Annotated in this window: 12 protein-coding genes; 10 read left to right on the forward strand and 2 right to left on the reverse strand. The window is 72.5% G+C overall.

The genetic code is table 11. From position 1 onward, the window contains the following. Nucleotides 1–17: 17 nt before the first annotated feature. Complete coding sequence (locus BMY07_RS27505) at nucleotides 18–1,184, forward strand: tryptophan 2,3-dioxygenase family protein (RefSeq protein WP_092784981.1); 1,167 nt, start codon at nucleotides 18–20, stop codon at nucleotides 1,182–1,184. Nucleotides 1,185–1,234: 50 nt separating this feature from the next. Here BMY07_RS27505 and gntD read toward each other — a convergent pair whose 3' ends face one another. Further along, complete coding sequence (gene gntD, locus BMY07_RS27510; RefSeq protein WP_092784984.1) at nucleotides 1,235–2,266, reverse strand: guanitoxin biosynthesis L-enduracididine beta-hydroxylase GntD; 1,032 nt, start codon at nucleotides 2,264–2,266, stop codon at nucleotides 1,235–1,237. Continuing rightward, nucleotides 2,263–3,528, reverse strand: coding sequence for an MFS transporter (locus BMY07_RS27515; protein ID WP_092784987.1), 1,266 nt, complete (start codon nucleotides 3,526–3,528; stop codon nucleotides 2,263–2,265). The genes gntD and BMY07_RS27515 overlap by 4 nt, the downstream gene beginning before the upstream one ends. 344 nt (nucleotides 3,529–3,872) lie before the next feature. On the opposite strand from BMY07_RS27515, the gene mppP reads away from it, so the two are divergent. From mppP to BMY07_RS27560, 9 genes are all read left to right on the forward strand, one after another. After that, the gene (gene mppP / locus BMY07_RS27520) at nucleotides 3,873–5,024 is read left to right on the forward strand and encodes an enduracididine biosynthesis enzyme MppP (RefSeq protein WP_092784990.1); all 1,152 of its coding nucleotides are present in this window, start codon (nucleotides 3,873–3,875) and stop codon (nucleotides 5,022–5,024) included. Continuing rightward, nucleotides 5,021–6,241 carry an aminotransferase class I/II-fold pyridoxal phosphate-dependent enzyme gene (locus BMY07_RS27525; RefSeq protein WP_092784993.1) on the forward strand — a complete coding sequence of 407 codons (1,221 nt, stop codon included), beginning with the start codon at nucleotides 5,021–5,023 and terminating at the stop codon, nucleotides 6,239–6,241. The genes mppP and BMY07_RS27525 overlap by 4 nt, the downstream gene beginning before the upstream one ends. Next, nucleotides 6,238–7,125: an enduracididine biosynthesis enzyme MppR gene (mppR, locus tag BMY07_RS27530; protein ID WP_092784997.1), complete on the forward strand. Its 888-nt coding sequence runs from the start codon at nucleotides 6,238–6,240 to the stop codon at nucleotides 7,123–7,125. Before BMY07_RS27525 ends, mppR begins: the two co-directional genes overlap by 4 nt. 242 nt (nucleotides 7,126–7,367) lie before the next feature. After that, nucleotides 7,368–8,114, forward strand: a complete 747-nt coding sequence (locus BMY07_RS27535) for an ABC transporter ATP-binding protein (protein ID WP_092785000.1) — start codon at nucleotides 7,368–7,370, stop codon at nucleotides 8,112–8,114. Continuing rightward, on the forward strand, nucleotides 8,111–10,801 hold the full coding sequence (locus BMY07_RS27540; RefSeq protein ID WP_245782695.1) for an ABC transporter permease: 2,691 nt from the start codon (nucleotides 8,111–8,113) through the stop codon (nucleotides 10,799–10,801). The genes BMY07_RS27535 and BMY07_RS27540 overlap by 4 nt, the downstream gene beginning before the upstream one ends. Nucleotides 10,802–10,899: 98 nt before the next feature. Next, nucleotides 10,900–16,026: a non-ribosomal peptide synthetase gene (locus BMY07_RS27545; protein WP_092785004.1), complete on the forward strand. Its 5,127-nt coding sequence runs from the start codon at nucleotides 10,900–10,902 to the stop codon at nucleotides 16,024–16,026. Between the two features lie 24 nt (nucleotides 16,027–16,050). Further along, entirely contained in the window at nucleotides 16,051–25,152 is a 9,102-nt protein-coding gene (locus tag BMY07_RS27550) for a non-ribosomal peptide synthetase (RefSeq protein WP_092785007.1), read from the forward strand. Further along, nucleotides 25,149–25,484: a hypothetical protein gene (locus tag BMY07_RS27555; protein WP_092785010.1), complete on the forward strand. Its 336-nt coding sequence runs from the start codon at nucleotides 25,149–25,151 to the stop codon at nucleotides 25,482–25,484. Before BMY07_RS27550 ends, BMY07_RS27555 begins: the two co-directional genes overlap by 4 nt. Further along, on the forward strand, nucleotides 25,466–26,767 hold the full coding sequence (locus BMY07_RS27560) for a serine hydrolase domain-containing protein (protein ID WP_177215812.1): 1,302 nt from the start codon (nucleotides 25,466–25,468) through the stop codon (nucleotides 26,765–26,767). Before BMY07_RS27555 ends, BMY07_RS27560 begins: the two co-directional genes overlap by 19 nt. Nucleotides 26,768–26,772: the final 5 nt, after the last annotated feature.

Genomic DNA, 26,772 nt, shown 5'->3' on the forward strand with positions numbered 1-26,772 from the left:
AGACCGATGAGGGGACCATGCACCCTGACACCGCGCTCCACACGGGACTGCGACGGCTGCCCGGAAGTGCCGAGGAACTGGCCGCCCGGCTCGCCACCACCGCTCTCTCGGAACTGACCCGCGACGAGATCGACGCCCTGTCCCGCACCTACGACGACGCCCTGGCCGGACCGTCGACCGACGAGAACGAGACCCTGCGGCTGTTGACGCGGCCGTTCAGCACGCGGCTGGTGATCCCCGAGTACTACCGCTACACCGCGCTGCACGTGCACGACTGGTTCATCGCCCGCCAGGACGACGTCGTGGCCGGGTGCCTGCTCGCCGCGCACGCCACCCTGGCGGAGCTGGCCAGGCTCGAGCACGAGGAAGCCGCCAGGCACGCGGTCGTCCCGGAGCACATCGCCGAGCGGATCCGCAGACTGGAAACGCTGATCGACCACGTGGGCGGCCTCGCCGTGACCCCCGGCACCACGACCGACGACCTGGTGCGGGCGGCGTGGCTCGACGAGCGCAAGCAGCGGCAACTGCTGGTGCTCAAGCGTTGTTGCGGCTTACGGCGCTCGGACAAGCACGACGAGCACGTCTTCATCCGCGCCGTCCTGGCCTGCGAACTCGCGTTCTACCTGGTGCGCCACTCCGCCCGCCGCGTGCTGGCCGCCCTGCGCGGGGACAGGGCGCAACTGGGGTTCCTGGTGGGTCAGGTCGCCACGTTCGCCGACCTGATCAACCGCGTGTTCCACATGCTCAAGACCCTGTCGCCGGAGTTGTTCCTGGGCTTCCGCGACGCGACGGGCGACGCCAGCGCTCTCCAGTCGTTGAACTACCACCTGATGGAGCTGGTGCTCTACGGCTACGACGAGCGCAAGCTGGAGACCTACACCCGGTTCGCCCATCTCGACCAGATCAACAACTCCCGGCTGCGCGAACTCCAGTCCCTGCGCGACGCTGCGCTGTCCGGTGTGGACAGTGGGTTGACGGAGGGTTTCGCCGAAGTCGAGCAGCACCTGCTCGTCCTGCGCGGCAGGCACTACGGCCTGGGCCGCACCTACCTGCCGAACATCACCGGCTCCGGCGGCACGGAAGGCGCCGCCTACCTCAAGCGCTACGTCGACAAGACCGGCCTGCGCTCGGGCGACCTCGTCGACGACGCCGACGAGCTGATCACCCGCTACGCCTTCTGCTAGCCCCCGAGAACCGGCCGCGCACCAGGGCGGCCGGTTCTCGGGCACCAGGATCAGTAGATGACCCGCGACTCGGCCGTCAACCGCGCGTGCCGGGACTTGCGCAGGTCCCGGGTCACGTTCAACCGCCGCAGCCACCGGTCGGTGCCGTCGAACCGGGCCTGGAACGGCTTGCGGCCGTGCACCACGCGGTAGTTGTCGATGAACACGATGTCCCCGGGCTCCAGCACCACCCCACCCATCGCCTTGTCCACCGCGGCACCGATGGTGTCCAGCGCCCGCTGCTCTTCCTCCCCCTGCACGTCCTTCATGTAGTGCGGGTCCAGCCGCAGGTACGGGTCGTCGGGCGAGCCGAACAGCACCGCGACCGGCTCCGGGGACCTCAGGGCGTTGTCCACCCGCTCCAGGCTCCGGCGCCGCAACTCGACCACGCGCGGGTCCACCCCGGCATCGCCCGCACCCGCGTTCTCCGGGCGGTGCGAGTCGTCGGGCAGGATCAGGTAGCGCTCCTGCGACAACGCCGCCCGGGTCTCGTCGTCGATGACCACGTCGGCGATGTCGGCCGCGGTGGTCTCGACGCCGTCCGGGTTGCGCAGGCACATCAGCGCCAGGTAGTCGGTGCGCAGCGGGTGGAACGCGTCCTCGGTGTGCCAGACCAGCAGTTCCTCGCTGCCCCAGCCGATCTGGTCGTGCTTGTGCCCCGCCATCGGGAACACGTCGTGCATGATCCGGCCGTCCTGCTGGGTCGCCCAGCCGATCGGTTCCCCGAGCAGGCAGCTGATCAGGAAGAACGCGATGTCGTGGCGCAGCGTCTTGGCGCTGTCGCGCGCGGCCCGCCAGTCGGTCGGGGTCGGGCCGAGCCCGCCGTCGTGCACCGGGAGGCCGGAGACGACGAACACCCCGGTCGGCTCGCTCATCCGGAAGTCCACCAGGGCCTGGCGCAGCCGCCGGGGCAGTTCGTGGGCGTGCAGCTGGCTCGCGCGGTGGAACTCCGGGTCTTCCACCGAGGAGAACCGGCTCGCCACCTCCCGCACGACCTTGTCGACCTCGACGAGGTCCTGTTCGGTGAGTTCAAGTCGGATCAAGGCGGGTTCCTCCTGCCGGACGGGGTTTTCGGGAAGCGGCGCAGGGTCGGGCTGAGCGAGGCGCCCGCGGCGGCGACGGCCAGCAGCAGGGCGCAGGCCGGGATGCCCGCCCGCGCGCTGCCGGTGACCGTGATCAGCAGGCCGCCGACCAGCGGTCCCGCCGTGCCCGCCAGGTCCGTGCACAGCCCGACCACGCCGGAGAGCCTGCCGCGCAGCTCGTCCGGCACGCTGGTCAGCTGGTGGGTCATCACAGTCGTCCCCGCGATCGGGAAGAACGCCGAGGCCACGCCGAGCAGCGCACCCAGCGGCAGCCCCGCGGGCACCACCGACATCAGCCCCACCACCACGGCGAACACCCAGGACGTGCCGACCACGATCACCCCCGGCCGCACGGCGGCGTGCACCGGGCCCGCGGCAAACGACCCGGTGAGGCCGCCCACGCCGAGGCACGCCATGGTCAGCCCGATCTCGCCGTAGCCGACACCGTCCACACCGGACACGATGAGCACGGTCACCACCAGCGCGTGGAAGCCGAGGTTCACCGCGAACAACCACAACGCCGTCGCGCGCAACAGGGGTTGCCTTAGCAGCCAACGGAACCCTGCGACCGACCCGCGCTCCGGCTCAGCGGAAACCACGGTGACACGGGGCCATCGCAGGGTCAGCAGCACCGCGAACGACAGAGCCAAGACCGCCACCTCGATGGAGAACGGCCACACCTGGTGCAACGCGAACGTGGCACCCGCCAGCACCGGGCCGATCAAGACCGCCGCGAACGGACGAGCGGCATTGCGCGCGAGAGCGTCGGACAGCTGGGAAGCAGGCACGACCTGGGGGAGCGCGGCGTGCTCCGCGGGCTGGAACACCGATCCACCAACGCCCTCGACCGCCGCGACCACCAGCAAGACTGCGAAGGAGTACGCCCCCGTGGCCAGTGCGACGACCAGGCCCACCATCGCCAACGCCCGAGCCCCTTGGGCCACCAGCATGAGGATCCGCCGGTCACACCGGTCCGCGAGCACACCGGCAGGGACACCGCAGGCCATCCTGGTGCCGGCCAACACGGCAGCGACCGCGGCGACCTGCGCGGCAGACCCGCCGTGCGCCAGCACGAGCAGCGGCAGCGCGATGTAGGCGACCTCGCTCGCCAGCTCGGCCAGCAGCATGCTGGACCACAGCACGTGGTAGTCGCGGTTGCGGGACAGGGGAACCGCGTCGACGACTGGGTTCTCGGTGATCGCCGCCTCCCGCGGGGTGCGCACTGCCTGCGCCGGGATCGTGCGCCGCCGCGACCGCCGCGGGCCAGGTCTTCAACTCCACGGCGAAACCGGGAGGCAGCGCGCCGGGCGCCGGACCATCGTGTTTTGCCCGGCGGTCAATGTCGTGGACCGCGCGGCGGCCGGGCGGGCACGCTCGGGGGACGCCACGACACCGGACGCCCGACTGGTCCAGCCCGTGCGCGGGGGCCGCGGCGGCGCCCACCAGGGCCCGCCTGCCTCGATTCCTATCCCGGTGACCCCGCGGTCGCCGGTGAGCCCGGCCCGTACCGGGCTCCAAGCACGCCCACACCGCCCACCGCAGAGTCGCCGAGGTGCTTGTGAACAGAATGTCCCTGGCCACGCCCGCCGCACAGGCGGCGGAGGCCACCGCGCAGAACCTGACCCAGTTCGAGACGCTGGCGCTGAGCAGCAGGCTCAACCTGGCCGACGGACACGCCCGCCAGGAGTTGACCCCGCCGCAGCGGCGCGTCATCGACGACCTGCCCGCGCTGTGGGTGGAGGCCGCCGAGCGGCCGGTCGACGAGATCGAGCGCGCCGCCTGCCACGCCTTCCTCGGGGCGCTCGGCCAGCACAGCCACCCGTTCGACGACGGCAGGGTGCTCGCCTGCTACTCGTCCTCGCTGGCCATGGAGATCTTCGCCCGCGCGCTGGCCACCGAGAGCGACGCCATCGCGCTGATCCACCCCACCTTCGACAACATCCCCGACATCCTGCGCGGCGTCGGCCTGCGCCTGGTCCCGGTCGAGGAGGACGCGCTGCACGACGGGCCGCTGCCGACCGAGCTGCTGCAACGGGTCGGCTGCGTGTTCGTCACCACGCCGAACAACCCCACCGGTCGGGTGCTGCCCGAGGAGCGGCTGCGCGGCCTGGCCGAGCAGTGCGCCGAGCACGGCGTGGTGCTCACCCTGGACACCTCGTTCCGCGGGTTCGACACCGACGCGCACTACGACCACTACGCCGTGCTCGAGGCCAGCGGCTGCCGCTGGGTCGTCATCGAGGACACCGGCAAGCTGTGGCCGACCCTGGAGCTCAAGATCGGCTGGCTCGTCCACTCGGCCGAGGTCGGCCTCCCGCTGGAGAAGATCCACTCCGACATCCTGCTCGGCGTCTCGCCGCTGGTCCTGCTGATGGTGCAGAGGTTCGCCGAGGACGCGGCCGGTGGCGGCCTGGCCGACCTGCACCGGCACATCGCCGACAACCGCGCGCTGCTGCGCAACAGCCTGGCGGGCGTGCCGGACATCAGCTTCGTGGACACCTTCAGCCGCACCAGCGTCGACCGGCTGCACGTCGGCGACCGGCAGGGCCTCGACGTCTGGTCCGCGGTGCGCGAGCACCAGCTCTACCTGCTGCCCTGCCAGAAGTTCCACTGGGCCAACCCGTCCGAGGGCTCGCACACCCTGCGCGTCGCGCTCTCCCGCAACCCGCTGGCGCTGAGCACCGGCGCGCAGGTGCTGCGCTCGGTCCTCTTGGCCGGGTGACGGCCGCGCACCGAGCCGGGGCGCTCTCGCACACCCGGCGCTGGGACACCACCGTCGTCCAGGCGGTGTCCCGGCCCGGGGTGCTCGACCTCGGTCCCGGCTACCTCGAACCGGAGCTGCTCCCGGTCGACCTGGTCCGCGACGCCTACGCCACCGCGCTGGCGGAGTTCGGCGCCGCGGCCCTGTCCTACGGCGCTGACCAGGGCAACGAGGTGCTGCGGGTGGGCTTGGCCGCGCGCGAGGCCGCCGCGTCCGGGTACCCCTGCGGGCCCGAGCACGTGCTGGTCACCGCCGGTACCTCCCAGGCGCTGCACCTGGTCGGCACGGCGATGGCGGCCCCGGGCGACACCGTGCTGGTCGACCGCCTGTCCTACGACTTCGGCAGGCGCGTCCTCACCGACCACGGGCTCCGGCTGCGCGAGGTGCGCCTCGACGAGGGCGGGATGGACCCCAGGGCGCTGCACGACGCGCTCACCGCCGAGCGCGTCGCGGGCAGGCACGTCGGCTTCGTGCTGCTGAACCCGACCTTCCACAACCCCACGGGAACCCTTGTCGGCATCGACCGCCGCCGCGAACTGCTCGCGGTGGCGGCACTGCACGGTGTCCTGGTCGTCGAGGACGACGCTTACGCCGAACTCGGCCTCGACGGGACGGACCTGCCGCCCTCGCTGGTGTCGCTCGCGGAGTACGACGGCGTGATCCGGTTGGGCACCTTCGCCAAGACCATCGGGCCTGGCCTGCGGCTGGGGTGGCTCGTCGCCCATCCCGCGGTGGTGTCCGGGCTCGCGCGGCGGGGCACGTTCGTCAGCGGCGGGTGCGTGAACCACACGACCTCGCTCGCGATCGCCACCCTGGTCCGCGACGGCCACTACGACCAGCGCCTGGACTGGCTGCGCTCCTGCCTGCGGGAACGCCGGGACGCCCTCGTCAACGCCCTGCGCGCCGGGGCGGACGACCTGGCGGAGTTCACCACCCCGGGCGGCGGGTTCTTCCTGTGGCTGCGGTTCCCGCCCGGGCGCACCGAGGACGAACTGCTCGCCGCGGCCGCTTCGGTCGGGGTCAACGCCGCGGCGGGCTCCCGCTTCGGCACCGCGGGCGGATCCGCGATCCGCCTCGCCTACAGCTTCACCCCACCCGGCGGCCTGGCCGAGGCCGCCGCCCGGCTCGCCGCCGCCTGGCGCCCCGCCGCCGGACCTGGCCAGAGGAGACACCCATGACCCAGTCACCCACCCTCGCGCCCATTCCCAGCCCGCCCGCCCACCCAGCACCCATCCCCAGCCCACCCGCCCACCCAGCACCCATTCCCAGCCCACCCGCCCGAACCGGCCCGGGTGGCTACAGCCTGCCGCTGTCGCCGTCCGGCCGGTCGTCGATGCTCACCCCACCGCCCTGGCACTTCGCGGGCGAGGTGGTGATGGTCGACTACCGCGTCGACCCGGACGCGGCCGCGAGCTTCCTGCCGCCGGAACTGGACCTCGGCCCCGACCCCGGCGCCGCGGCCGCGATCTGGGCGCAGTGGCAGTGGTGCTCGGAATCGGCCGACGAACTGGGGTCACCGCAGCGCTGCCAGTTCGGGGAGTTCCTGATCCTGCTGGCCTGCGAGTACCGCGGCAGGCCGATGGCGCGGTGCCCGTTCGCGTGGGTCGACCACCCGGTGCCGATGGTGCGCGGCTGGGTCCAGGGCATGCCCAAGCAGTTGGGCGCCATCCACCAGACCCGACCCATGCGCGTCGGGTCGGCCGGACCGCGCCTCGGCGCCGCGGGCAGGTTCGACGGCACGGTCGCCGTCGAGGGCAGGCAGATCGCCCAGGCCAGCGTGGTGGTCACCGAGGAAGCCGTGCGGCCGCCCGCACTGCACACCGTCCCGCTGGTGCACACCAGGACCTTCCCCGCGTGGCTGCCCGGCGAGGAACCGTTGGCGCAGCTGGTGTCCTCGACGGTCACCGACGTCGAGTTCTCCGAGGTGTGGTCGGGCAGCGCGAGCCTGCGCCTGGACGGCGACGCGATCCCCGACCTCGGCCTGCTCGCCCCCGTGGCGGTCGGCGCCGGGCACGTGTTCGGGTACGCCGAGACCCTGCACGGCGGTTCCGCGCTCACCTGATCGCTGACGATCGCTCAGTCACGGCCGAAAATTGCCAACCCGGTAATCACCGGACAGGCAATCGCCAGAAAGGGTGATGCCACACCCTGAAAGTGTGAAGCGGTCACCGAGAATTCGCGTTCCCTTTGTGGCCCGGGTCCCGGCAACGAGACCCGGGCGTTCGGCCTGCGCGCCGACTCTACCCGTGAATCCACTGTGCCGCCCCGGATCCACCGGTGTTCTGCTCGCGCTACACTCGGGCAATGGCGAAATCGGGGGTATTGCAGTACGCGGTGCAATTGGATTCGGTCACCAAGAAGTACCGCTCCGGCCGCACTGAGGTCCACGCCCTGCGCGGCATCACGGCCGCATTCCCGACCGGGTCCTTCACCGCGGTGATGGGGCCTTCCGGTTCCGGGAAAAGCACCTTCCTCAACTGCGTCGCCGGACTCGACCACCCGACCTCCGGGCACATCCTGCTCGGTGGGACCGAGCTGTCCGGGCGCACCGAGGCGCAGCTGACCGAGTTCCGCCGCGACCGCATCGGCTTCGTGTTCCAGGCGTACAACCTGCTCAGCGCGCTCACCGTCGAGGACAACGTGACCATGCCGCTGCGGTTGGCCGACGCCCCCGTCGACCACGAGCACCTGTCCTTCGTGCTGTCCGCCGTGGGGCTCGCCGAGCACCGGACCCGCAGGCCCAACCAGCTCTCCGGTGGCCAGCAGCAGCGCGTCGCCATCGCCCGCGCGCTGATCACCCGGCCCGACCTGGTGTGCGCGGACGAGCCGACCGGCGCCCTCGACAGCCGCACCGGCCGCCAGGTGCTGGCCCTGCTGCGCCAGGTCGTCGACGAGATGGGCCAGACCGTGCTGATGGTGACCCACGACCCGGTGGCCGCCGCCCAGGCCGACACCGTCGTCTTCCTCGCCGACGGCCAGTTGGCGGGCGAGTTGCGCGCGCCGACACCCGAGCAGGTCGCCGAGCGGATGACCCGCCTGGGGGAGGCGTGAGCCGCCGCGAACGCAAGCAGGAACGCGAGGACGGCCGCAAGCAGGCCAGGCAGGCGGCCAAGGACGGCCGCAAGGCGGACCGGAAGCTGGCCAGGCAGGAGAAGCGCGCGCACCGCCGGGGTCGGCGCAGGCGCGACCTGGCACTGGCCTGGACCACGATCAAGGGCCGCAGGGGCGGTTTCGCCGCCGCGTTCATCGCCGTGCTGTTCGGCTCGGCGGTCATCTGCGCCTGCGGGATCCTGCTGGAGAGCGCGCAGAGCTCCGGCGTCCCGACCGAGCGGTACAACGGTGCGGCGCTGGTCGTCGGCGCCCGGCAGGACCTGCCCGTCGAGGGCGACATCAACCCGCGCTTCGCCGAGCGCGCCACGCTGCCCGCCGACCGGGTCGGTGCCATCGCGGGCGTTCCCGGTGTCACCGCGGCCATCCCGGACACCAGCGTCGCGCTGACCGTAGTCACCGACAACGGCGCCGCGGGCGCCCCGGACGGCGGCCCCGCGCTCGGCCATGGCTGGGGCAGCGCCCCGCTCGGCCCGTTCACCACCACCCAGGGCAGGGCACCGACCGGACCGGACGACGTCGTGCTCGACACCGCGCTGGCCGATCGCGCGGGCGCCGGTGTCGGGTCGGATGTCCGGCTGGCGGTCGGCTCCCGGGTGTCCACCTTCCACGTCACCGGCCTGGCCGCGCTCTCCGGCGGCGGGCTCGACCGGCAGGCGGCCGCGTTCTTCACCGACGACCGGGCCCGGCAGCTCACCGGCCACCCCGACCGGGTCGCCGCGGTCGGCGTGCTCGCCGCGCCGGACACCGACCTCGACGACCTCGCCGACGCCATCCGCGCCGCTGTCCCGGAACTCGTCGTCTACGCCGACGCCGACCGCGCCGAGGCCGAGTTCCTCGACATCGGCCAGACCCGCTCGGCCCTCACCGAACTCGCCCTCGCCTTCGGCGGCAGCATGGTCGTGGTGATCATGCTGGTGGTGGCCAGCACGCTCGCCCTGTCGGTGCGCCAGCGGATGCGCGAACTGGCCCTGCTGCGCGCCATCGGCGCCACCCCGAAGCAGGTGCTCGGCATGATCGCCGCCGAGACCACCGTGGTCGGGGTCGCGGGCGCGGTCATCGGTGTCATCCCTGGCATCGCGCTGGCGAGCCTGTTCCAGCACGCGTTCACCCTCTTCGGCGCGATACCACCGGACTTCGAGCTGAGCTACAGCCCGCTGCCGTTGCTCGCCGCCGTCGTGCTGTGCGTGATCGGTGCCCGGCTCGGTGGCTGGCTCGCCGCCCGGCGCGCGGCGAGGGTCAAGCCGGTGGAGGCGCTGTCGGACGCCGCGGTCGAACCGCCTGAGCTGGGGTGGCTGCGCCTGGCGTTCGGCTGGCTGCTCATCCCCGCCGGCCTGGCCGCGGCGATCGTGCTGCCGCTGGTGCTGCCCGGTGAGTCCGCCGCCGAGGGCGCCGCCAGTTCGGCGTTCCTGCTGGTGTTCGCGATCGCCCTGCTCGGGCCGCGACTGCTCGTGGGCGCGGTGGCCCTGCTCGGCCCCCGGCTCAACCGTGCTTCCGACGTCAGCGGGTTCCTCGCGACGGCCAACGCCAGGGCCAACTCCCGGCGGCTGGCGGCGGCGACAACACCGCTGATCATGGGCATCACGCTGGCGGCCGCGCAGCTGTTCAGCGCCACCACCGCTGACGCCGCCGCGCAGGAGCAGGCCGAGGCCGGGCTGCGCGCGGACTACACGATCACCTCGTCGTCCTCGGGCATCTCCGCCGATGTCGCGGCCGAGTTGCGGGGCGTCGACGGCGTCGGGACCGTGACCCCGGTCGTGCGGAGCCAGGCCATCGCCATGTTCCTGTCCGACGACAGCCCGCAGTACCGGCCCTACGCCGTGCAGGGCGTCGACCCGGCCGGGATTGACCGGACGATGGATCTCGGCGTCCTGCACGGCGACCTGGGGCAGTTGCGCGACGACAGCACGGTCGCGCTCAGCAGGCTCGCCGCGGGCACCCTCGACGCGGGCATCGGGTCCACCGTCGAGATCCACCTCGGCGACGGAACCCAGATCAAGCCGAAGGTCGTCGCCCTGTACGAGAAGGGGCTGGGCCTGGGCGACGTCACCCTGCCGCACCAGGTCGTCCTCGACCACACCACCAACCACGTCGACACCTCCCTGCTCGTCTCGGCCGCGAGCGGGGCGGATGCCGCTGCCCTGGGCGACGCGCTGCGCGCCGCGGTGTCGGGGTCGCCGACGCTGCGGGTGGACGACCGGAGCGCGTTCATCGCCGCGCGGGGCGAGGAGAGCGGCGACTCGGCGATCGGCCTGGTGCTCAACGGCGTGCTGCTCGGCTACCTGGCGATCATCGTGGTCAACACCCTGGTGATGGCGACGGTGTCCCGGTTCCGCGAGTTCGCCCTGCTGCAGCTGATCGGGGCGACCCGCGAGCAGGTGCGGGCGATGATGCGCGGCGAGACCAAGGTGATCGTGGCCGCCGCGGTCATCACCGGCAGCCTCGCCGCGCTGCCCGCGCTCGTCGGCACCGCCCTGGGCCTGACCGGCTCGCTGGTGCCGTCGATCCCGCCGCTGACCTACCTCGCCATCGTCCTCGCCGCGGCGCTGCTGGGCTGGTCGGCGATCATGGTGTCCACCCGGATCGCCATGCGGCCGCTGCCGGTCGAGGCGATCGGCGGGCGCGAGTGAGCGGCTGACTCCTCGGAGTTTTCCCGAGGAGTCAACGGCGTGGCTCCACCAGGACCCCTGCGGGAGGCTGGTCGCACCGACGACCACCCGGGGGCGCCATGTCCGACCAGCCGGAACTGTCCACACCGGACGCCGGGGAACGCGCCCGGCTCCGGCTGCCCACGGACCGGCCCCGGGCCTCGGCCGGACCGCGCTCGCGGGCCGAGCACCGAGCGGGACTGTCCAAGGACTTGGTGTACCGGCTGCGCATGTTCGGTGTTCGCCGCAGCACCTCGCTGTTCGTCCTCGTCGCCGCGGCCAGTGAGATCGTGTTCGCCCGGTACACCGGGGAGCGCGACTTCGTGGTCGGCGCGAGCGTCGGCGGTGCCGCGCCGGTCCCGTTGGTGTCCACAGTGGATGGCGCGGAGTCGTTCCACACCTTCCTCGGCGGCGTGCGCGCAGCGGTCCTGGACGCGCACGGCCCGGCCCTGTCCGACCCGACCGTGCTGCTGGCCGATGGTGAGCCGCCCCAGATCCCGGTGGACCTCGGCGTCTCCGTGGTGGAGCGCGGCGAGGCCGTCGAGTTGGTGATCGGCTACGACGCCGCCCTGTTCGACGCCACCACCGCCGAGCGACTCGTCGACCACCTCACCACCCTGCTGGTGGGCGCGCTCGCCGACCCCGGTCGTGCGGTGTTCCACCTGCCTTTGGTCACCGGTTCCGAGCGGCAACGGCTGCTGTTGGACTGGAACGACACCACCGCCACCTACCCGGCCCACCGGACACTGCCGGACATCGTCGCCGAGCACGCCCGACGCACCCCGGACGAGCCCGCCGTCGTCGCCGACACCGGCACCCTCACCTACGCCGAGGTCAACGCCCTGGCCAACCGGCTGGCGCACCGGCTGATCGCCGCGGGGACGCGACCGGAGTCCCGGGTCGGCGTCCTGCAGGGCCGCGCCCCGCACGTGGTCGTCTCGGTGCTGGCGGTGCTCAAGGCGGGCGGCACCCTCGTCCCGATGCACCACGGCCAGCCCGACGACCGCCTCCGCTGGGTGCTCGCGGAGACCGGTGCCGTCGCCGTGCTCACAGACCGCGCCATGGCGGGCCGCGCGTCGGCCACCGGGGTGCCCGCGATCGTCGTGGACGAGCCGGACCCCACCGAGTGGCCGGACACGGACCCCGACCTGGTCGTGCACCCGGACCAGGTCGCGTACGTGATGTACACCTCCGGCTCCACCGGCACCCCGAAGGGCGCCGCCGTCACCCACCGCGATGTCGTCGCCCTGGGCTGGGACGAGCGGATGCGCGCCGACGCGCACCGGGTGGTGCTGTTCCACAACTCGCACGCGTTCGACGCCCTCACCTACGAGGTGCTCGTCCCGCTGATCACCGGCGGCCGGACCGTCGTGGCCCCCGACCAGCTCACCCCGCGCCTGCTCGCCCGGCTGATCGCCGACCACGGCGTGACCGGCTCGTGGATCACCGCCGCCCTGTTCGCCCAGTTCACCGACGAGGACCCGCGCTGCTTCACCGGCATGCGGGAGATCTGGACCGGCGGCGAGGCTCCGTCGCCCGCCGCGCTGGAGCGGGCGCTGACCGCCTGCCCCGACGTCGTCCTGGTCAACGGCTACGGCCCGACCGAGTGCACCACCTACTCGACGTCGCACCGCCTCACCCTCGCGGAGGTCAAGGCGGGCAGCACGCCGATCGGGCGTCCCTTGGACAACACCCGCGCCTACGTCCTCGACGAGTACCTGGCGCCGGTCCCGACCGGCGCCCCCGGTGAGCTGTACCTGGCGGGGGACGGGCTGGCCCGCGGGTACTTCGGCAAGCCCGGCTTCACCGCGGAGCGGTTCGTGGCCGACCCGTTCGGCTCCGGCAGCAGGCTCTACCGCACCGGCGACGTCGTGCGGTGGAACAGCGCGGGCGAGTTGGAGTTCGTCGGCCGGACCGATGACCAGGTCAAGCTGCGCGGGTTCCGCATCGAGCTGGGTGAGATCGACACCGCGCTGTGCCTGCACCCCGCGGTCGGTGAGGCCGTCACGGTCGTGCACGAGGCGGGCGAGGCGCGCACCCTGGTCGCCTACGTCGTGTCGACCGGCGTGGACGAGGACACCCTGCGCGACTTCCTGACCGAACGGCTGCCCAGCTACATGGTCCCGTCGCGGTTCGTGGCGCTGGACAGCATGCCCATCACCGTGAACGGCAAGGTCGACCGCCGCGCCCTTCCCGACCCGAACACCGTGGCCACCGGTACCCATGTCGCCCCGCGTACCGACGCCGAGCGCGCGCTTGCCGAGGTGTGGTGCGAGCTGCTGGGCCTGGACCGGGTGAGCGTCACCGACAGCTTCTTCGCGCTCGGCGGCGACTCCATCCTCACCATGAAGGTGGTGAACCGGGCCCGCGCCCGTGGCATCGCGCTCACCGTCGAGGACGTGTTCGACACCCCGACCATCGCCGAACTCGCCGCGGTCGAGAGCGCTCCAGTGGCCACAGTGGACGTCGAGCCAACGCCGCCACCGGATCTGGATCACCTGGCCGGACGGCTCGGCGGCGGGGTCGAGGACGTGTACCCGTTGACGGCCATGCAGAGCGGCATGCTGTTCGACACCCTGATGGCCCCCGACGCCCGCCTGCACGTGGTCCAGATCGTGCTGGAGGTCGGCTCGGTCGACGACCCGGCCGTGCTGGATCGGGCCTGGCAGCACGCCGCGACCCAGCACCCGGTCCTGCGCACCGCCGTCGTCTGGGAAGGTGTCGACGCCCCCGTGCAGGTCGTCCGCCGCGAGGTCCGGACCCCGGTGACGCACGTCGACCTGCGCGCCGAGGCGGACCCGGCCGAGCAGGTGAATCGGCTGCGCGAGCGGGAGAAGGCGACCGGGTTCGACCTCGCCGCCCCGCCGCTGCACCGGATCACCCTCGCCAGGACGACCGACACCGACGTCACGATCATCTGGACCCTGCACCACATCCTGCTCGACGGCTGGAGTTCCGCCGAACTCATCCGGGACGTGTTCGAGGCCTACACCGCGCTGCGGGCGGGCACCGAGCCGACGGCTGTCGTCCGGCGGCCGTTCCGCGACTTCGTGGCCTGGGCGGACCAGCCCGTCGCGGACGCGGCGGCGGCGCACTGGCAGCAGCGGGTCGCGGACCTCGGCACACCGACCGCCCTCCCGGAGCCGGAGTCCCGCGACGACGCCCACCGGCCGTGCGCGACGGCTCGCCTCGACCGGGGCGTGCCCGCCGCGCTGGTGGCGGACCTGGGCCGGTTCGCCCGTGGCCACGGCCTCACCGTCAACACCCTGGTCCAGGGCGCCTGGGCGGTGCTGCTGTCCCGGCACACCGCGCGCGGCGACATCTGCTTCGGCACCACCGCGACGGTGCGGCCCGCCGACCTGGCCGACGTGGACTCGGTGGTCGGGCCGCTGATCAACACCCTGCCGACCCGGGTGCGGGTGGACGAGCGGCGCGGGCTGGTGCCCTGGTTGCGGGACCTGCAGGCCGAGCAGGTCGCCGCGCGCCGGTACGCCTCGGTGCCGCTGCCCAGGATCCAGGGCTGGAGCGGGGTGCCGTCCGGGTCCAACCTGTTCGACACCATCGTCGTCTTCCAGAACTACCCGTTCGACCGCGGTGCGGTGGCGGCGGGCCTGCGGCTGCGGTCCTTCGACGTGGAGTTCACCTCGAACTTCCCGATCGCGCTGTGCGTGCTGCCCGGCGACGAGATGTCCATCCAGCTCCTGCACGACCCCGCCCTGTTCGACACGGCCACGGTAGAACGGGTCTCCGCCCACCTCATCACGCTGCTGGAATCCCTTGCGGGACAGGACGACGACGCCGTCCTTGGCGACCTGCGGATGCTGACCGACGCCGAGCAGCGCACGATCGTCGACCAGTGGGGCGCCGCCGCCGACAACGGTCAGCGCGTCCACGAGGTGATCGCCGAGCGGGCCCGGACCACGCCGGACGACGTCGCACTGGACTCAGGTCTCACCTACGCCGAACTCGACGGCCACGCCAACCGGCTCGCCCGATTCCTGCTGCACCAAGGCATCGGACGCGGCACGGTCGTCGGCATCGGACTCGAACCCGGCGCGGACCTGGTGACCGCCCTGCTGGCCACAGTCAAGACCGGCGCCGCATACCTACCTCTCGACCCGACCCACCCCACCCGCCTGCTGGCCACCGCCATCACCGGAGCACGCCCCGCCCTCGTCCTCACCACCGACGACCACGTGGAACTCCTGGCCGCGGCGGGCGCGAAGACCGCGATCATGGACCAGCCCGCCGTCTTCGACCACCCGGACACCGCGCCCGACCCGATCGGCGGCCCGGACGACCTCGCGGCCATCAGCTACACCGCGGACCCCGAGGGCACCCCGCGCGCCGTGCTCCTCACCCACCGCGCGTTGGCCGCACCGGAACTGCTCGCCTGCGGGGGAGCGGACGTCCTGGCCGGACGCGGTGTGGTGCGGGTCCTCGACGCGCGGCTGCGGCCCGTGCCCGCCGGGGTGGTCGGTGAACTCCACGTCGATGCCCTGGCCTGGGGTTACCTCGGCCGCCCCGGCCTCACCGCCCAGCGGTTCGTCGCCGACCCGTTCGGCGACGGCACCCGGCTGCACCGGACCGGCGAACTCGCCCGCTGGAGCGCAGAGGGCACGCTGGAAGTCGTCGGCCGCACCGACGAGCAGGTGGTGGTCCAGGGGACTCGGGTCGAACCCGCCGAGGTGGCGCTCGTCCTACGCGGCCACAGTGGTGTGAGGGACGCTGCCGTCGTCGTTCGCCCTGACGACACCGGCGCCGCCCGGCTCACCGCGTACGTCGTCGCGGTCTCCGGCGGACCTGCCCCCACCGGGCGCGACCTCAAGACGCACGTCGCCGACCACCTGCCCGCCGCGGCTGTGCCCGCCTCGATCCGGCTCGTGCCCAAGCTGCCGGGGCACCAAGGAAGGCAGGGACCGACCGCGCCGGAGTCCACCTACCTCGCGCCGCGCAACCCGACCGAGGAGGCGCTGTGCCTGCTGTGGTCGGACGTGCTGCACGTCGACCGGGTGGGCGCCGACGACGACTTCTTCCGGTTGGGCGGCGACTCGATCACCAGCATCCGGCTCGTCTCCCGGATCCGGTCCTCGTTCACCGTCGACCTCTCCCCGCACGACCTGTTCGACCGCCCCCGGTTGGCCGAGCTGGCCGCGGTGATCCAGGAGCGGGTGCTGGACCGGCTGCTGTCCGCGCCCGGCGCCTGAGCGGGACTTGGAAGGGACCTCCCCGTGACGTCTTTGGATGACAAGCTCGCCGCCCTGCCCGAGCACCTGCGCGCGGAAGCCCTGCGCAGGCTCGCGGGCACCCAACCGCAGGCGGCCCCGGTGCCGACCGTGCCGGTGGTGCGGCGCGGCGGTCCGCTGCCGCTGTCCTCGGCCCAGCAGAGCCTGTGGTTCCTGGCCGAACTGGACCCCGGCAGCGTCGAGTACAACGCCACCTGGGCGCTGCGGCTGCGCGGCGACCTCGATCTCGACGCCCTGACCACCGCCGTCGACACCGTGGTCAGCAGGCACGAGTCGCTGCGCACCACGTTCGAGTCGATCGACGGCCGTGGCGTGCAGATCGTGCGCGACCACACCCCGGTGCCGGTCCCTGTGCTTGACGGCGACAGCGAAGCCGCTGTGCTGGAGCACCTGAGGGCCGAGATGGCCACACCGTTCGACCTGCGCACCGGTCCGGTTCTGCGCGCGCAGGTCGTGCGGGTCGCCGAGCAGGAACACGTGCTCGCGCTGACCATGCACCACATCGTCGGCGACGGCTGGTCCACCGGACGCCTCTTCAGTGAGCTGGCCGCCGTCTACACCGCAGAGGTCCAGGGCACGGCACCGCAGCTGCCTGACCTGGTGGTGCAATACCCGGACTACGCGGCGTGGGAGCAGGTCCGGGCTTCGAGCGGCGCGCTCGAGGACGGTCTCGACCACTGGCGCCGGGTCCTCGACGGCGTGCGACCCCTCGACCTGCCGACCGACCGGCCCCGGCCACCCGTGCGCACACCCGTGGGCGCGGTGCACGTGTTCGACCTGCCCGCCGACCTGGTCTCCCGGCTGCGCGCACTGGCCGTGGCGAGCGGGTCGACCCTGTTCATGCCGCTGGCCGCGGCGACCACGGTGCTGCTGTCGCGGTACTCCGGGGAGCGGGACATCGCCGTCGGGACGGTCACCGCGGGCCGCGAGCTGCCCGAGCTGGACGACCTGGTCGGCCTGTTCATCAACACCGTGGTGCTGCGCTCCCGGGTCGACGAGGCCGAGACGTTCACCGAGTTCCTCGCCGCGTTCCGCTCGACACTGCTGGAGGCGTTCGCGCACGCCGACGTGCCGTTCCACCGGCTGGTCGAGGCGTTGCGCCCGGAGCGCGACCCGAGCAGGCCGCCGCTGGTGCAGGTCATGGTCAACCTGCAGAACACCGCCGACACCGTGCCCACCATCCCCGGGCTGGTGGTGAGCGAGGTCAAGCCGCCCATCGAGGTGGCCAAGCTGGACCTCGCGTTCGACTTCGACGACCACGGCGACGCGCTGACCTGCTCGGTCGAGTACAGCACCGACCTCTACGACGCGGTCACCGTCGAGCGCATGGGCAGGCACCTGCTGGTGCTGCTGGAAAGTGCCGTCCGCGCTCCCGAGGAGCCGATGCGCGGGCTGGCCATGCTGACCGAGCGCGAGCGGCACGACCTCACGGTCGGCTGGCAGGGCCGCGAGCTGGCGACCGGGCCGGTCCGCCCGATCCACGAGGTGTTCGACGACCGCGCCGCACTGCACCCCGACGCCGTGGCCGTGCGCAGCGGGCACGACCGGCTCACCTTCGCCGGGCTCGTCGCCCGGGCCAACCAGGTGGCGAACCGCCTGGTGGAGCTGGGCGTGCGGCCTGGCGTGCTGGTCGGGGTCTGTCTCGATCGCGGTGTGGACGCCGTGGTCGCGTTGCTGGGTGTGCTCAAGGCCGGTGGCGCGTTCGTGCCGGTGGACCCCGAGTACCCGGCGCGGCGGGTGACCGAGATGCTGACCGACGCCGCGGTTCCGGTGGTGATCACCGAGCGTGCGCTGCGCGACCGGGTCACCGGAACCGGCGCCGTTCTGCTCTTCCCGGACGAAGTCGAGTCCACTTCGGACGATTCGGCGCCTGGTGTCGAGGTGTCGCCGGACGATCTGGCGTACGTCGTCTACACCTCGGGGTCGACCGGCAAGCCCAAGGGTGTGCGGATCAGCCACCGCAACGTGCACTTCATCGTGCACGCCTGGGACGACCGCTACGGGTTGAGCGCCTTGCGCGGGCGGTGCCTGTCGGTGTCCAGCCTCGGTGTCGACCTGTTCTTCGGCGACTTCCTGCTCTCGGCCCTGTTCGGCGGCGAGATGCTGGTCGGTCCCGCCGAGGTGATGACCGACCCGCCCGCGCTCGCCGCGCTGGTGGCTGCGGAGGCGCCGCAGATCCTGATCACGACGCCGTCGCTGCTCAAGGCGGTCGCCCAGGAACCGGAGTGGGTCGGCGGTCTTGCCGCGCTGCGCGTGCTGGCCATCGGGTCCGAGCCCTGGCTGGTCGAGGACTGCGCCCAGGTGCTGGCCCACCTCGGGCCGGACACCGTGGTCACCAACAACTACGGCGCCACCGAGACCACTGTGGACTCGACGGTGTTCGACGTGCGGTCGGTCGGCGAGGACGGCCCGGCGATCATGCCGATCGGTCGACCACTGGCCAACACCAAGGTCTACGTCCTCGACCCGCACGGCCGCCCGGTGCCGGTCGGCGTGCCCGGCGAGATCCACGTCGGCGGCGACGGCGTCGCCCAGGGCTACCTCAACCGTCCCGAGTTGACCGAGCAGCGGTTCACCGCCGACCCGTTCGCCACGACCCCCGGGGCTCGGCTCTACCGGACGGGCGATGTCGGCCGGTGGCGCGCAGACGGCACCCTGGAGATCGCGGGCCGGGTCGACGACCAGGTCAAGGTCCGCGGGTTCCGCGTCGAACTCGGCGAGGTCGAGACCGCGATGGCCCGCCACGCGGGCATTTCCGCTGCCGCGGCGGCCGTGCGGCGTGCTGACGACGGCCGTGATCGCCTGGTCGGCTACGCGGTGCCCGCCGCTGGTGGTGCACCTGACCTGGCCGGGCTCCGCGCGTTCCTGGCCGACAGCCTGCCCGACCCCGCCGTGCCCTCGGCGCTGGTCGTCCTCGACGCGCTGCCGATGACCCCGAACGGCACTCTCGATCGTCGCGCCCTGCCGACTCCCCAGTGGCAGGTGCGCGGTGCGGCGGACCGGGTGGCGCCCCGCGATCACGTGGAGACCGTGCTCGTCGAGGTGTGGGCCGACCTGCTGGGCGCCGACCGGGCCGCGATCGGCGTCACCGACAACTTCTTCGGCCTCGGTGGCGACTCCATCGTCGGCCTGCGGGTCGTGTCCCGGGCCCGGCAGGCCGGTCTGCGCCTCAGCGCCAAGCAGATCTTCCTGCACCAGACCATCGCCGAACTGGCGCGCGTGGTCACCGTGGATGAGACGCCCACTGCCGTGGCTGGCCCCGCGACTGGTGAGGCTCGCCTGACCCCGGTTCAGCGCTGGTACTTCGAGCGCTTCCCTGACGGCGCGGCGCACTACACGCAGTCGGTGTTCCTCGAACTGGCGCCCGAGGTCGACCTCGCCGCGCTGGACACCGCGCTGAGTGCCGTGTTCGACCACCACGACGCGTTCCGCCTCCGGTTCGAGCACACGGCCGATGGCTGGCGCCAGCACTACACCGAGTCCGGCCACGGCGTGACCCTGCGGTCGGTGAAATTGTCCACTGTGGAGGATCGAGAGGGCGCCATCCGCACCGCCACCTTGGCCGCGCAGGAGGGTATGCGGCTGACCGATGGTCCCGTGGGTGCCGCCATCCTGTTCACCTCCGATCACGCCCCGAGGCTGTTCCTCGCCGCGCACCACCTCGTGGTCGACGGCGTGTCCTGGCGCGTGATCCTCGCGGACTTCGCACAGGCGTACGCCGCCGCCGTGCAAGGCCGCGCTCCCGAACTCCCTGCGCGCACCAGCTCGTTTGGCCACTGGTCGGAGCGGCTGCACGAAGCCGTCGTGGCGGGCCGCTTCGACACCGAGCGCGAGTACTGGGCCGCTGTGAAGGTCGACCAGCCTCTTCCGGTCGACGGTGACGGCCCGAACCTGGTCGGCAGCTCCGCTGTGGTGTCGGTGGAGGTGGACCCGGACACAACCGCCGCCCTCTTGCAGGACGTGCCCGACACCTACCGCACGCAGGTCAACGACATCCTGCTCAGCGCTCTCGCCACCGTGCTGACCCGCTGGACCGGCGGCGACTCCATCGGCGTCGAAATCGAGGGCCACGGCCGCGAAGACCTGTTCCTCGACGTCGACCTGTCCAGCACGGTCGGCTGGTTCACCACGATCTACCCCGTCGCCCTCACCCCCGGACCCGACTGGGCCGCCACCATCAAGACCGTCAAGGAATGCCTCCGCGCTGTACCCTCCGCGGGCCTGGGCTACGGCGCTTTGCGCTACCTCGCCGAGGATTCCGGCCTCCGGCAGGTGGGGGAGTGCCAGGTCGGGTTCAACTATCACGGCCGGTTAGACCTGGACGAGACCGACGACGGCGCCCCATACCGGCGCTGGCTGACCAGTCCGGTCCGCGACGAGGGCGATGACCTCGCCCGGGCCAATCTGATCGAGGTCGTCGGGATGGTCCGCGAAGGGCGGCTCCGGTTCGACTGGGAGTACTCCACCGCCCGCCACGACCACGCCACCATCGCGCGCCTGGCCGAGGAGTACACCGCCGCGCTCCGCGAGATCGTCGAGCACTGCGCCGAGCCGGGCACCGGTGGCCGCACGCCGTCGGACTTCCCACTGGCCGGGCTCGACCAGGCGGGCGTCGACCGGATCGCGGGCGACGGACCCCTGGTCGAGGACGTCTACCCGCTGACCCCCATGCAGAACGGCCTGCTGTTTCACTCCCTGGGCGGGCACGACACCGACATCTACCTCACCCACTTCGGCGTCCACCTCGACGGCGTCACCGATCCCCGGGACCTCGACGACGCCTGGCAGCGCGTGCTCGACGCGACCCCGGTCCTGCGCACCGCCGTGTCCGGCGCCGAGGCGGGCGAACCCCGCCAGGTCGTCCACAAGGGCGTCCGGCTGCCGGTGGCGCACCACGACTGGCGCGGGTTGACCGGGGCCGAGCGCGACGAAGCCGAACGGGCGTTGTGGGAAGAGGCCAAGCACACCCGGATCGACCTGACCCGCCCGCCGCTGCTGCGCCTGCACCTGGCCCGGACCAGCGACACCAGCGTGTTCCTGCTCTGCTCGTCGCACCACATCCTGCTGGACGGCTGGAGCTTCGCTGAGGTCCTCTCCGACGTCTACGAGCAGTACGCCGCGCGGACCCCGGTCGCCCCCAAGTCCCGCAGGCCCTACCGGGAGTACGTGCGGTGGCTCGGCGAGCAGGACCAGGACGCGGCGGCGGAGCACTGGCGCGGCGTGCTGGCCGGGTTCACCGCGCCCACCCCGCTCCCGTTCGACCGCGTCCCCACCCGCGCGCACCAGACACACGACTCCGCCTGGTTCGACCTCGCCCTGAGCACCGGTGACACCGCCCGGCTGGTCGACTTCGCCCGCCACAGCCGGGTCACGGTCAACACGATCCTGCAAGCCGCGTGGGCGTTGCTGCTCGCCCGGTTCAGCGGCGAACGCGACGTCTGCTTCGGCACCACCGTGTCCGGCAGGCCCGCCGACCTCGCCGGGGCCGACGACATGATCGGCCTGTTCATCAACACCCTGCCCGCCCGCATCACCCTCGACCGCGACCTCGACGTCGCGTCCTGGCTGCGCCGGATCCAGGAGCAGCAGGTCCACGCCCGCCAGCACGAACACGTGTCGCTGGCCCAGGTGCGGCAGTGGAGCGAGGTCGAGCAGGGCAGCGGCCTGTTCGACAGCGCCGTCGTGTTCGAGAACTACCCGTGGGACGCCGACGCGGCGGGCAAGAGCGGGCTGGTCGCGCGGTCGATGACCAGCGCCGAGTCGTCCACCTTCGCCCTGACCTGCGTCGCCGAGCTGACCGGCGCGCTGAGCATGCGCTTCGGCTACGACCCGCACCTGTTCGACCGGGACACCGCCGCGCGGATGTCCGAGCACCTGCTGCGCACGCTGTCGGACCTGGTCGAGTCCCCGACCGTGCCGCTGTCACGTCTTCCCGCGGTCGGTGGCGAGGAACTGCGCAGGCTCGTGGTCGACTGGAACGACTCCGCGGCCGAGTACCCGGACCGGTGCCTGCACGAGGTCTTCGCCGACCACGCGCGCCGCACCCCGGACGCTCCCGCCGTGGTCTGCGGGGACGTCCGACTCACCTACGGCGAACTCGACGCTCGCGCCGATCGGTTGGCCGGGGAGTTGGCGGCGCGCGGTGTGGGACTGGAAGTCCCGGTCGCGGTGTTCCTCGACGGCGGTCCGGACATGATCACCGCGCTGCTCGGCGTGCTCAAGGCGGGCGGCGCCTACGTGCCCGTCGACCCGGGCTACCCGGCCGAGCGCGTGGCCCACCTGTTCGCCGACACGGCCGTCCCGCTGGTGCTCACCGAGTCCCGCCTGGTCGACCGGCTTCCGGCCACGGCGGCGGAGGTGTTCCTGCTCGACGGGCCCAGGGATGCCACGGCCGCGCTACCCGCGGTGGCTGTGCACCCGGACAACCTCGCCGGGCTGATCTTCACCTCTGGGTCGACCGGCGTCCCCAAGGGCTCGATGATCACCCACCGGGGCCTGGTGCGGCTGGTCCTCGCCGAGGGCGAGCACACCTTCGGCGGCGCGCCCGTCATCGCCCAGCACCACTCCGTCTCCTTCGACGCCGCCCAGAACGAGATCTGGAACGCCCTGCTCACCGGCGCCTGCCTGGCCGTGCGGCCCGGCGGCTTCCACTCGGTGGACGAGCTCGCGGACTTCCTGCGGGCCAACGACGTCGCCGCCATGTCGTTCGCGGCCGGGTTCTTCCACGCCATCGCCGACACCGACCCCGGCATCCTTTCCGGCCTGCGGAAGGTGGTCTGCGGCGGCGAGGCGCTCTCGCCCGCGCACTGCGCCAAGGTGCTCGACCGACTGCCCGACCTGCGGATCGTCAACGCATACGGGCCCACCGAGTGCTCGGTCACCGCGACCTGCTCCCCGGTCGAGGAGATCCCGGCAGGCGCGGTGGCGGTGCCGGTCGGGCGGCCGGTCGCCAACGCCACCGTGCACCTGCTCGACCGCGACCTCAACCCGGTCCCGGTCGGTGTCGCGGGCGAGGCCTACATCGGCGGCGACGGCGTCACCCGCGGCTTCTTGTCCCGGCCGGGGATGACCGCCGAGCGGTTCGTCGCCGACCCGTTCGGGCCGCCCGGGTCCCGGCTGTACCGCACCGGCGACCTCATGCGCAGGCGCCCCGACGGCACCCTGGAGTTCGTCGGGCGCACCGACGACCAGGTCAAGGTCCGCGGCTTCCGGATCGAGCTGGCCGAGGTCGAGAAGGCCGTCGCGCGGCACCCCCGGGTGGCCACGACCGCGGTCGTCGTCCGCGAGGACCGGCCCGGCCGCAAGCAACTGGTCGGGTACGTCGTGCCTGACGGTGAGCTGGATCCGGTCGAGCTGCGGGCGTTCGTGGCCGCCGCGCTGCCCGAGCACATGGTGCCCGCCGCGTTCGTCGTCCTCGACCGGTTCCCGCTCACGCCGAACGGCAAGGTCGACCGCCGAGCGCTGCCCGCCCCCGTCACGGGGTCCGCTGACCGGCCGCACGTGGCCCCGAGCAGCCCCGACGAACAGGCCATGGCCGCGATCTGGGCCGACGTGCTCGGTGTCGACAGGATCGGTGCCCGGGACAACTTCTTCGACCTCGGCGGCGACTCGATCCTCAGCATCCAGGTGGTGTTCCGCAGCAGGCAGGCGGGCCTGGCGATCTCGTCGAGCGACCTGTTCCGCTACCCGACCATCGCCGAGCTGACCGCGGTGGCGGGCCAGGGCGAGCGGGTCGTGGCCAACCAGGGCGTGGTCGAGGGCGCGGTGCCGCTGACCCCGATCCAGCGCTCGTTCTTCGACCGCGAGCCGGTCGCGCCGCACCACTTCAACCAGGCCGTCCTCGTCGAACTGGTCGAGGGTGTCGACGTGGACGCCGTGCGCGCCGCGTTCGCCGCCGTGCTCGACCACCACGACGCCCTGCGCATGCGCTACACCGTCGAGGACGGGCGGTGGACGCAGTACAACGCTGCTGCGGAAGCGGGGGAGGTGCTCCGGTGCGTTGACCTGTCCGCCGTCGCCGAGGCCGACCGCGCCGAGGTGATCCGCGAGCTCTCGGTCGACGCGGACTCCACAATGGACCTGGCGAACGGGCCGCTGCTGCGGGCGGTGCTGTTCGACTGCGGCCCCGGCGTCCGCCCGTGGCTGCACATCACCGCCCACCACCTGGTGATCGACACCGTGTCGTGGCGCGTGCTCAGCGACGACCTGGACACCGCGTACCGCCAGGCCGTCGCGGGCGAGCCTGTCCGACTCGGTGCCAAGACGACCTCGTTCCGCGACTGGGCGCTGCGGCTGGCCGGGCACGTCATCGACGGTGGTTTCGACGACGATCTCCAGCACTGGGCCAGCCTGCCCGCGCCGACCCCGCTCCCGGTCGACCACGACGGGCTCAATGTCGTGTCCTCCCGGCGGGTGCTGCGGTTCTCGCTGACCGAGCAGGACACCGCGACCCTGCTGCACGTCGCCCCCGGCACCTTCCGCGCCCGGGTCAACGACGTGCTGCTCGGCGCGCTGGCGTGGTCGCTGTGCCGGTGGACCGGCTCGGACCGGCTGCTGGTCGAACTGGAAGGCCACGGCCGCGAGGAAATCTTCGACGACGTCGACCTGTCCCGTACCGTTGGCTGGTTCACCACCTCTTACCCGGTGCTGCTCGCCGTGCCTGAGGGCGACGACTGGGCGTCGCTGGTGAAGTCGGTGCGCCGCGGCCTGCGCGCGGTACCCGCCAACGGCCTGAGCCACGGCGCACTGGCCCACCTCAGCCCGTCCGGAGTGCTGGCGGAGCGTGCCCACCCGCAAGTGGTGTTCAACTACCACAGCCACATCGACGAGATCACCCGCGTGGACGGCCGCTCCCTCTACCACGCCTTCCACGACAGCGCAGGCGCCGAACAGCACTCCGGCGAGAAGGCGTTGCAGCTCCTGGAGATCGTCGGCGCCGCCAGGAACGGCCGCCTGTCGTTCGACTGGCACTACTCCACCGCGGTCCACGACCTGACCACCATCGAGCGTGTGGCGGGGGAGTTCCTGGCCGCCCTGACCGCCATCGCCCGCCAGTGCGATGCGACGGTCGAGGGAGAGTTGCCGTGAGCACCGTGGACCACCGGACGCTGACCGATCTGTTGACCCGCTTGGCGGCCGTGCACCCGGAGCCCGCGTCGTCGGTGCCGCAGGTGGACGACGAGGCGGTGTCGGACTGGTTCGACACCTCGACCGACCCGGAGATCGCGCAGGCGGTGGCGCAGAAAGTGCCGGGCGCGCGGCCGGCCGTCGAGATCGGGCTGGAGACCTCGGGTAGTGGCCGCGTGATCACTGCCGGGTCTGTTTTCCCGGTCGGCTTGCTGACCGAGCCGTTCACTGCCGCCGCCCGCCGGTGCGATGCGATCGTCGAGGGGGAGTTGTCGTGGATCGCCGGACGTTGACCGATCTGCTGAGCCGCTTGGCGGCCGTGCACTCCGTGCCGGGCGCGCAGCTCGCCGTGCGGTGGCGGGGCGAGGTGATCACCGCTGAGACCGGGGTGGAGACCTCCGGTACCAGTCGCGTGGTGACCGCCGGGTCTGCCTTCCCGGTCGGCTCGCTCACGAAGCCGTTCACCGCCACCGCGGCGATGATGCTGGTGGCCGATGGCGATCTGGAGCTCGACGAACCCATCGGGGAGTATCTGCGTGAGGTGCGCGGCACGGCCACCGGGCAGGTCAGTCTGCGCTGGCTGCTCAGCCACACCGCCGGGCTCGCCGCCAACGTCGACGAACTGCCCACCGGCACCACCCGCCGACGCTGGGCCGGGACGCGGGCCGGGCATGCCGTGGCGCATCAGCCGGGAACGGCGTTTTCCTACGCCAACACCGGCTACCTGCTCACAGGCCTGCTCATCGAGGAAGTCACCGGCATGGGCTGGCGTGAGGCCGTTCAGTCGATGGTGCTGCGGCCGTTGGACATCAAGCCCTCGTTCGTGCTCGGCCCCGTCGCGCGCGGTCCCATCACCGGGCACGCTGTGCTGCGCGACGGCGCGGTCGTCCCGGTTGCCGCGCAGACCGTCACCGCGTTGGAGGAACCGGTTGCCGCACTAGCCGCCAGTGCCACCGATCTGGTGCGGTTCGCCGAGGCCCACCTGCCCAGCCACCCCGGGCCCGGACTGCTGGACCCCGGGCGCGCCAAGGACATGCGACGCGATGAGACCGCCGGGTTGGCCGCAGGGCCGTTCGGGCTGGCCGATGGCTGGGGTGCGGGGTGGTCGCTCTACCGGAGCAGCGGGCCGGAGTGGTTCGGCCACGACGGCACCGGTGATGGCGCGTGGTCGCACCTGCGCGTCGAACCCGACAGCGGCACGGTTGTCGCGCTGCTGACCAACGCCAACACCGGCGTGGATGTCTGGGAGGCGCTCGTCGCCGAACTCGGCATCGAGATCGGCCACCACTCCATGTCCCGCCTCGTCGACCCAGGCGACCCGGTGGCTGGCCCTACCGACGCCGTTGGCCGCTACACCAACGGGTCCGAGAGCTACACCGTCACCGCGGACGCAGGCCGCCTGCACCTAGCCGCCGACGCCGAGCCCGGTGCGGAGCTGACCTGCTACGACAGCGACCAGTTCACCACCACCGCCCGCACCGGCACGCTGCCCCTGCTCGGCCGCTTCCTCCGGCACCCGGGCACCGGCGAGATCCACTCCCTCCAGGTCACCGGCCGCCTGGCCCGGCGCACGTGATCACC

Origin of the sequence: Actinokineospora terrae (assembly GCF_900111175.1) — a bacterium.
Taxonomy (GTDB): domain Bacteria; phylum Actinomycetota; class Actinomycetes; order Mycobacteriales; family Pseudonocardiaceae; genus Actinokineospora; species Actinokineospora terrae.

Coding starts and splice junctions, on each gene's coding strand:
- BMY07_RS27535 (WP_092785000.1), top strand. CDS start 7,368: ATGGCGAAATCGGGGGTATTGCAGTACGCGGTGCAATTGGATTCGGTC.
- mppP (WP_092784990.1), top strand. CDS start 3,873: ATGTCCCTGGCCACGCCCGCCGCACAGGCGGCGGAGGCCACCGCGCAG.
- BMY07_RS27545 (WP_092785004.1), top strand. CDS start 10,900: ATGTCCGACCAGCCGGAACTGTCCACACCGGACGCCGGGGAACGCGCC.
- mppR (WP_092784997.1), top strand. CDS start 6,238: ATGACCCAGTCACCCACCCTCGCGCCCATTCCCAGCCCGCCCGCCCAC.
- BMY07_RS27505 (WP_092784981.1), top strand. CDS start 18: ATGCACCCTGACACCGCGCTCCACACGGGACTGCGACGGCTGCCCGGA.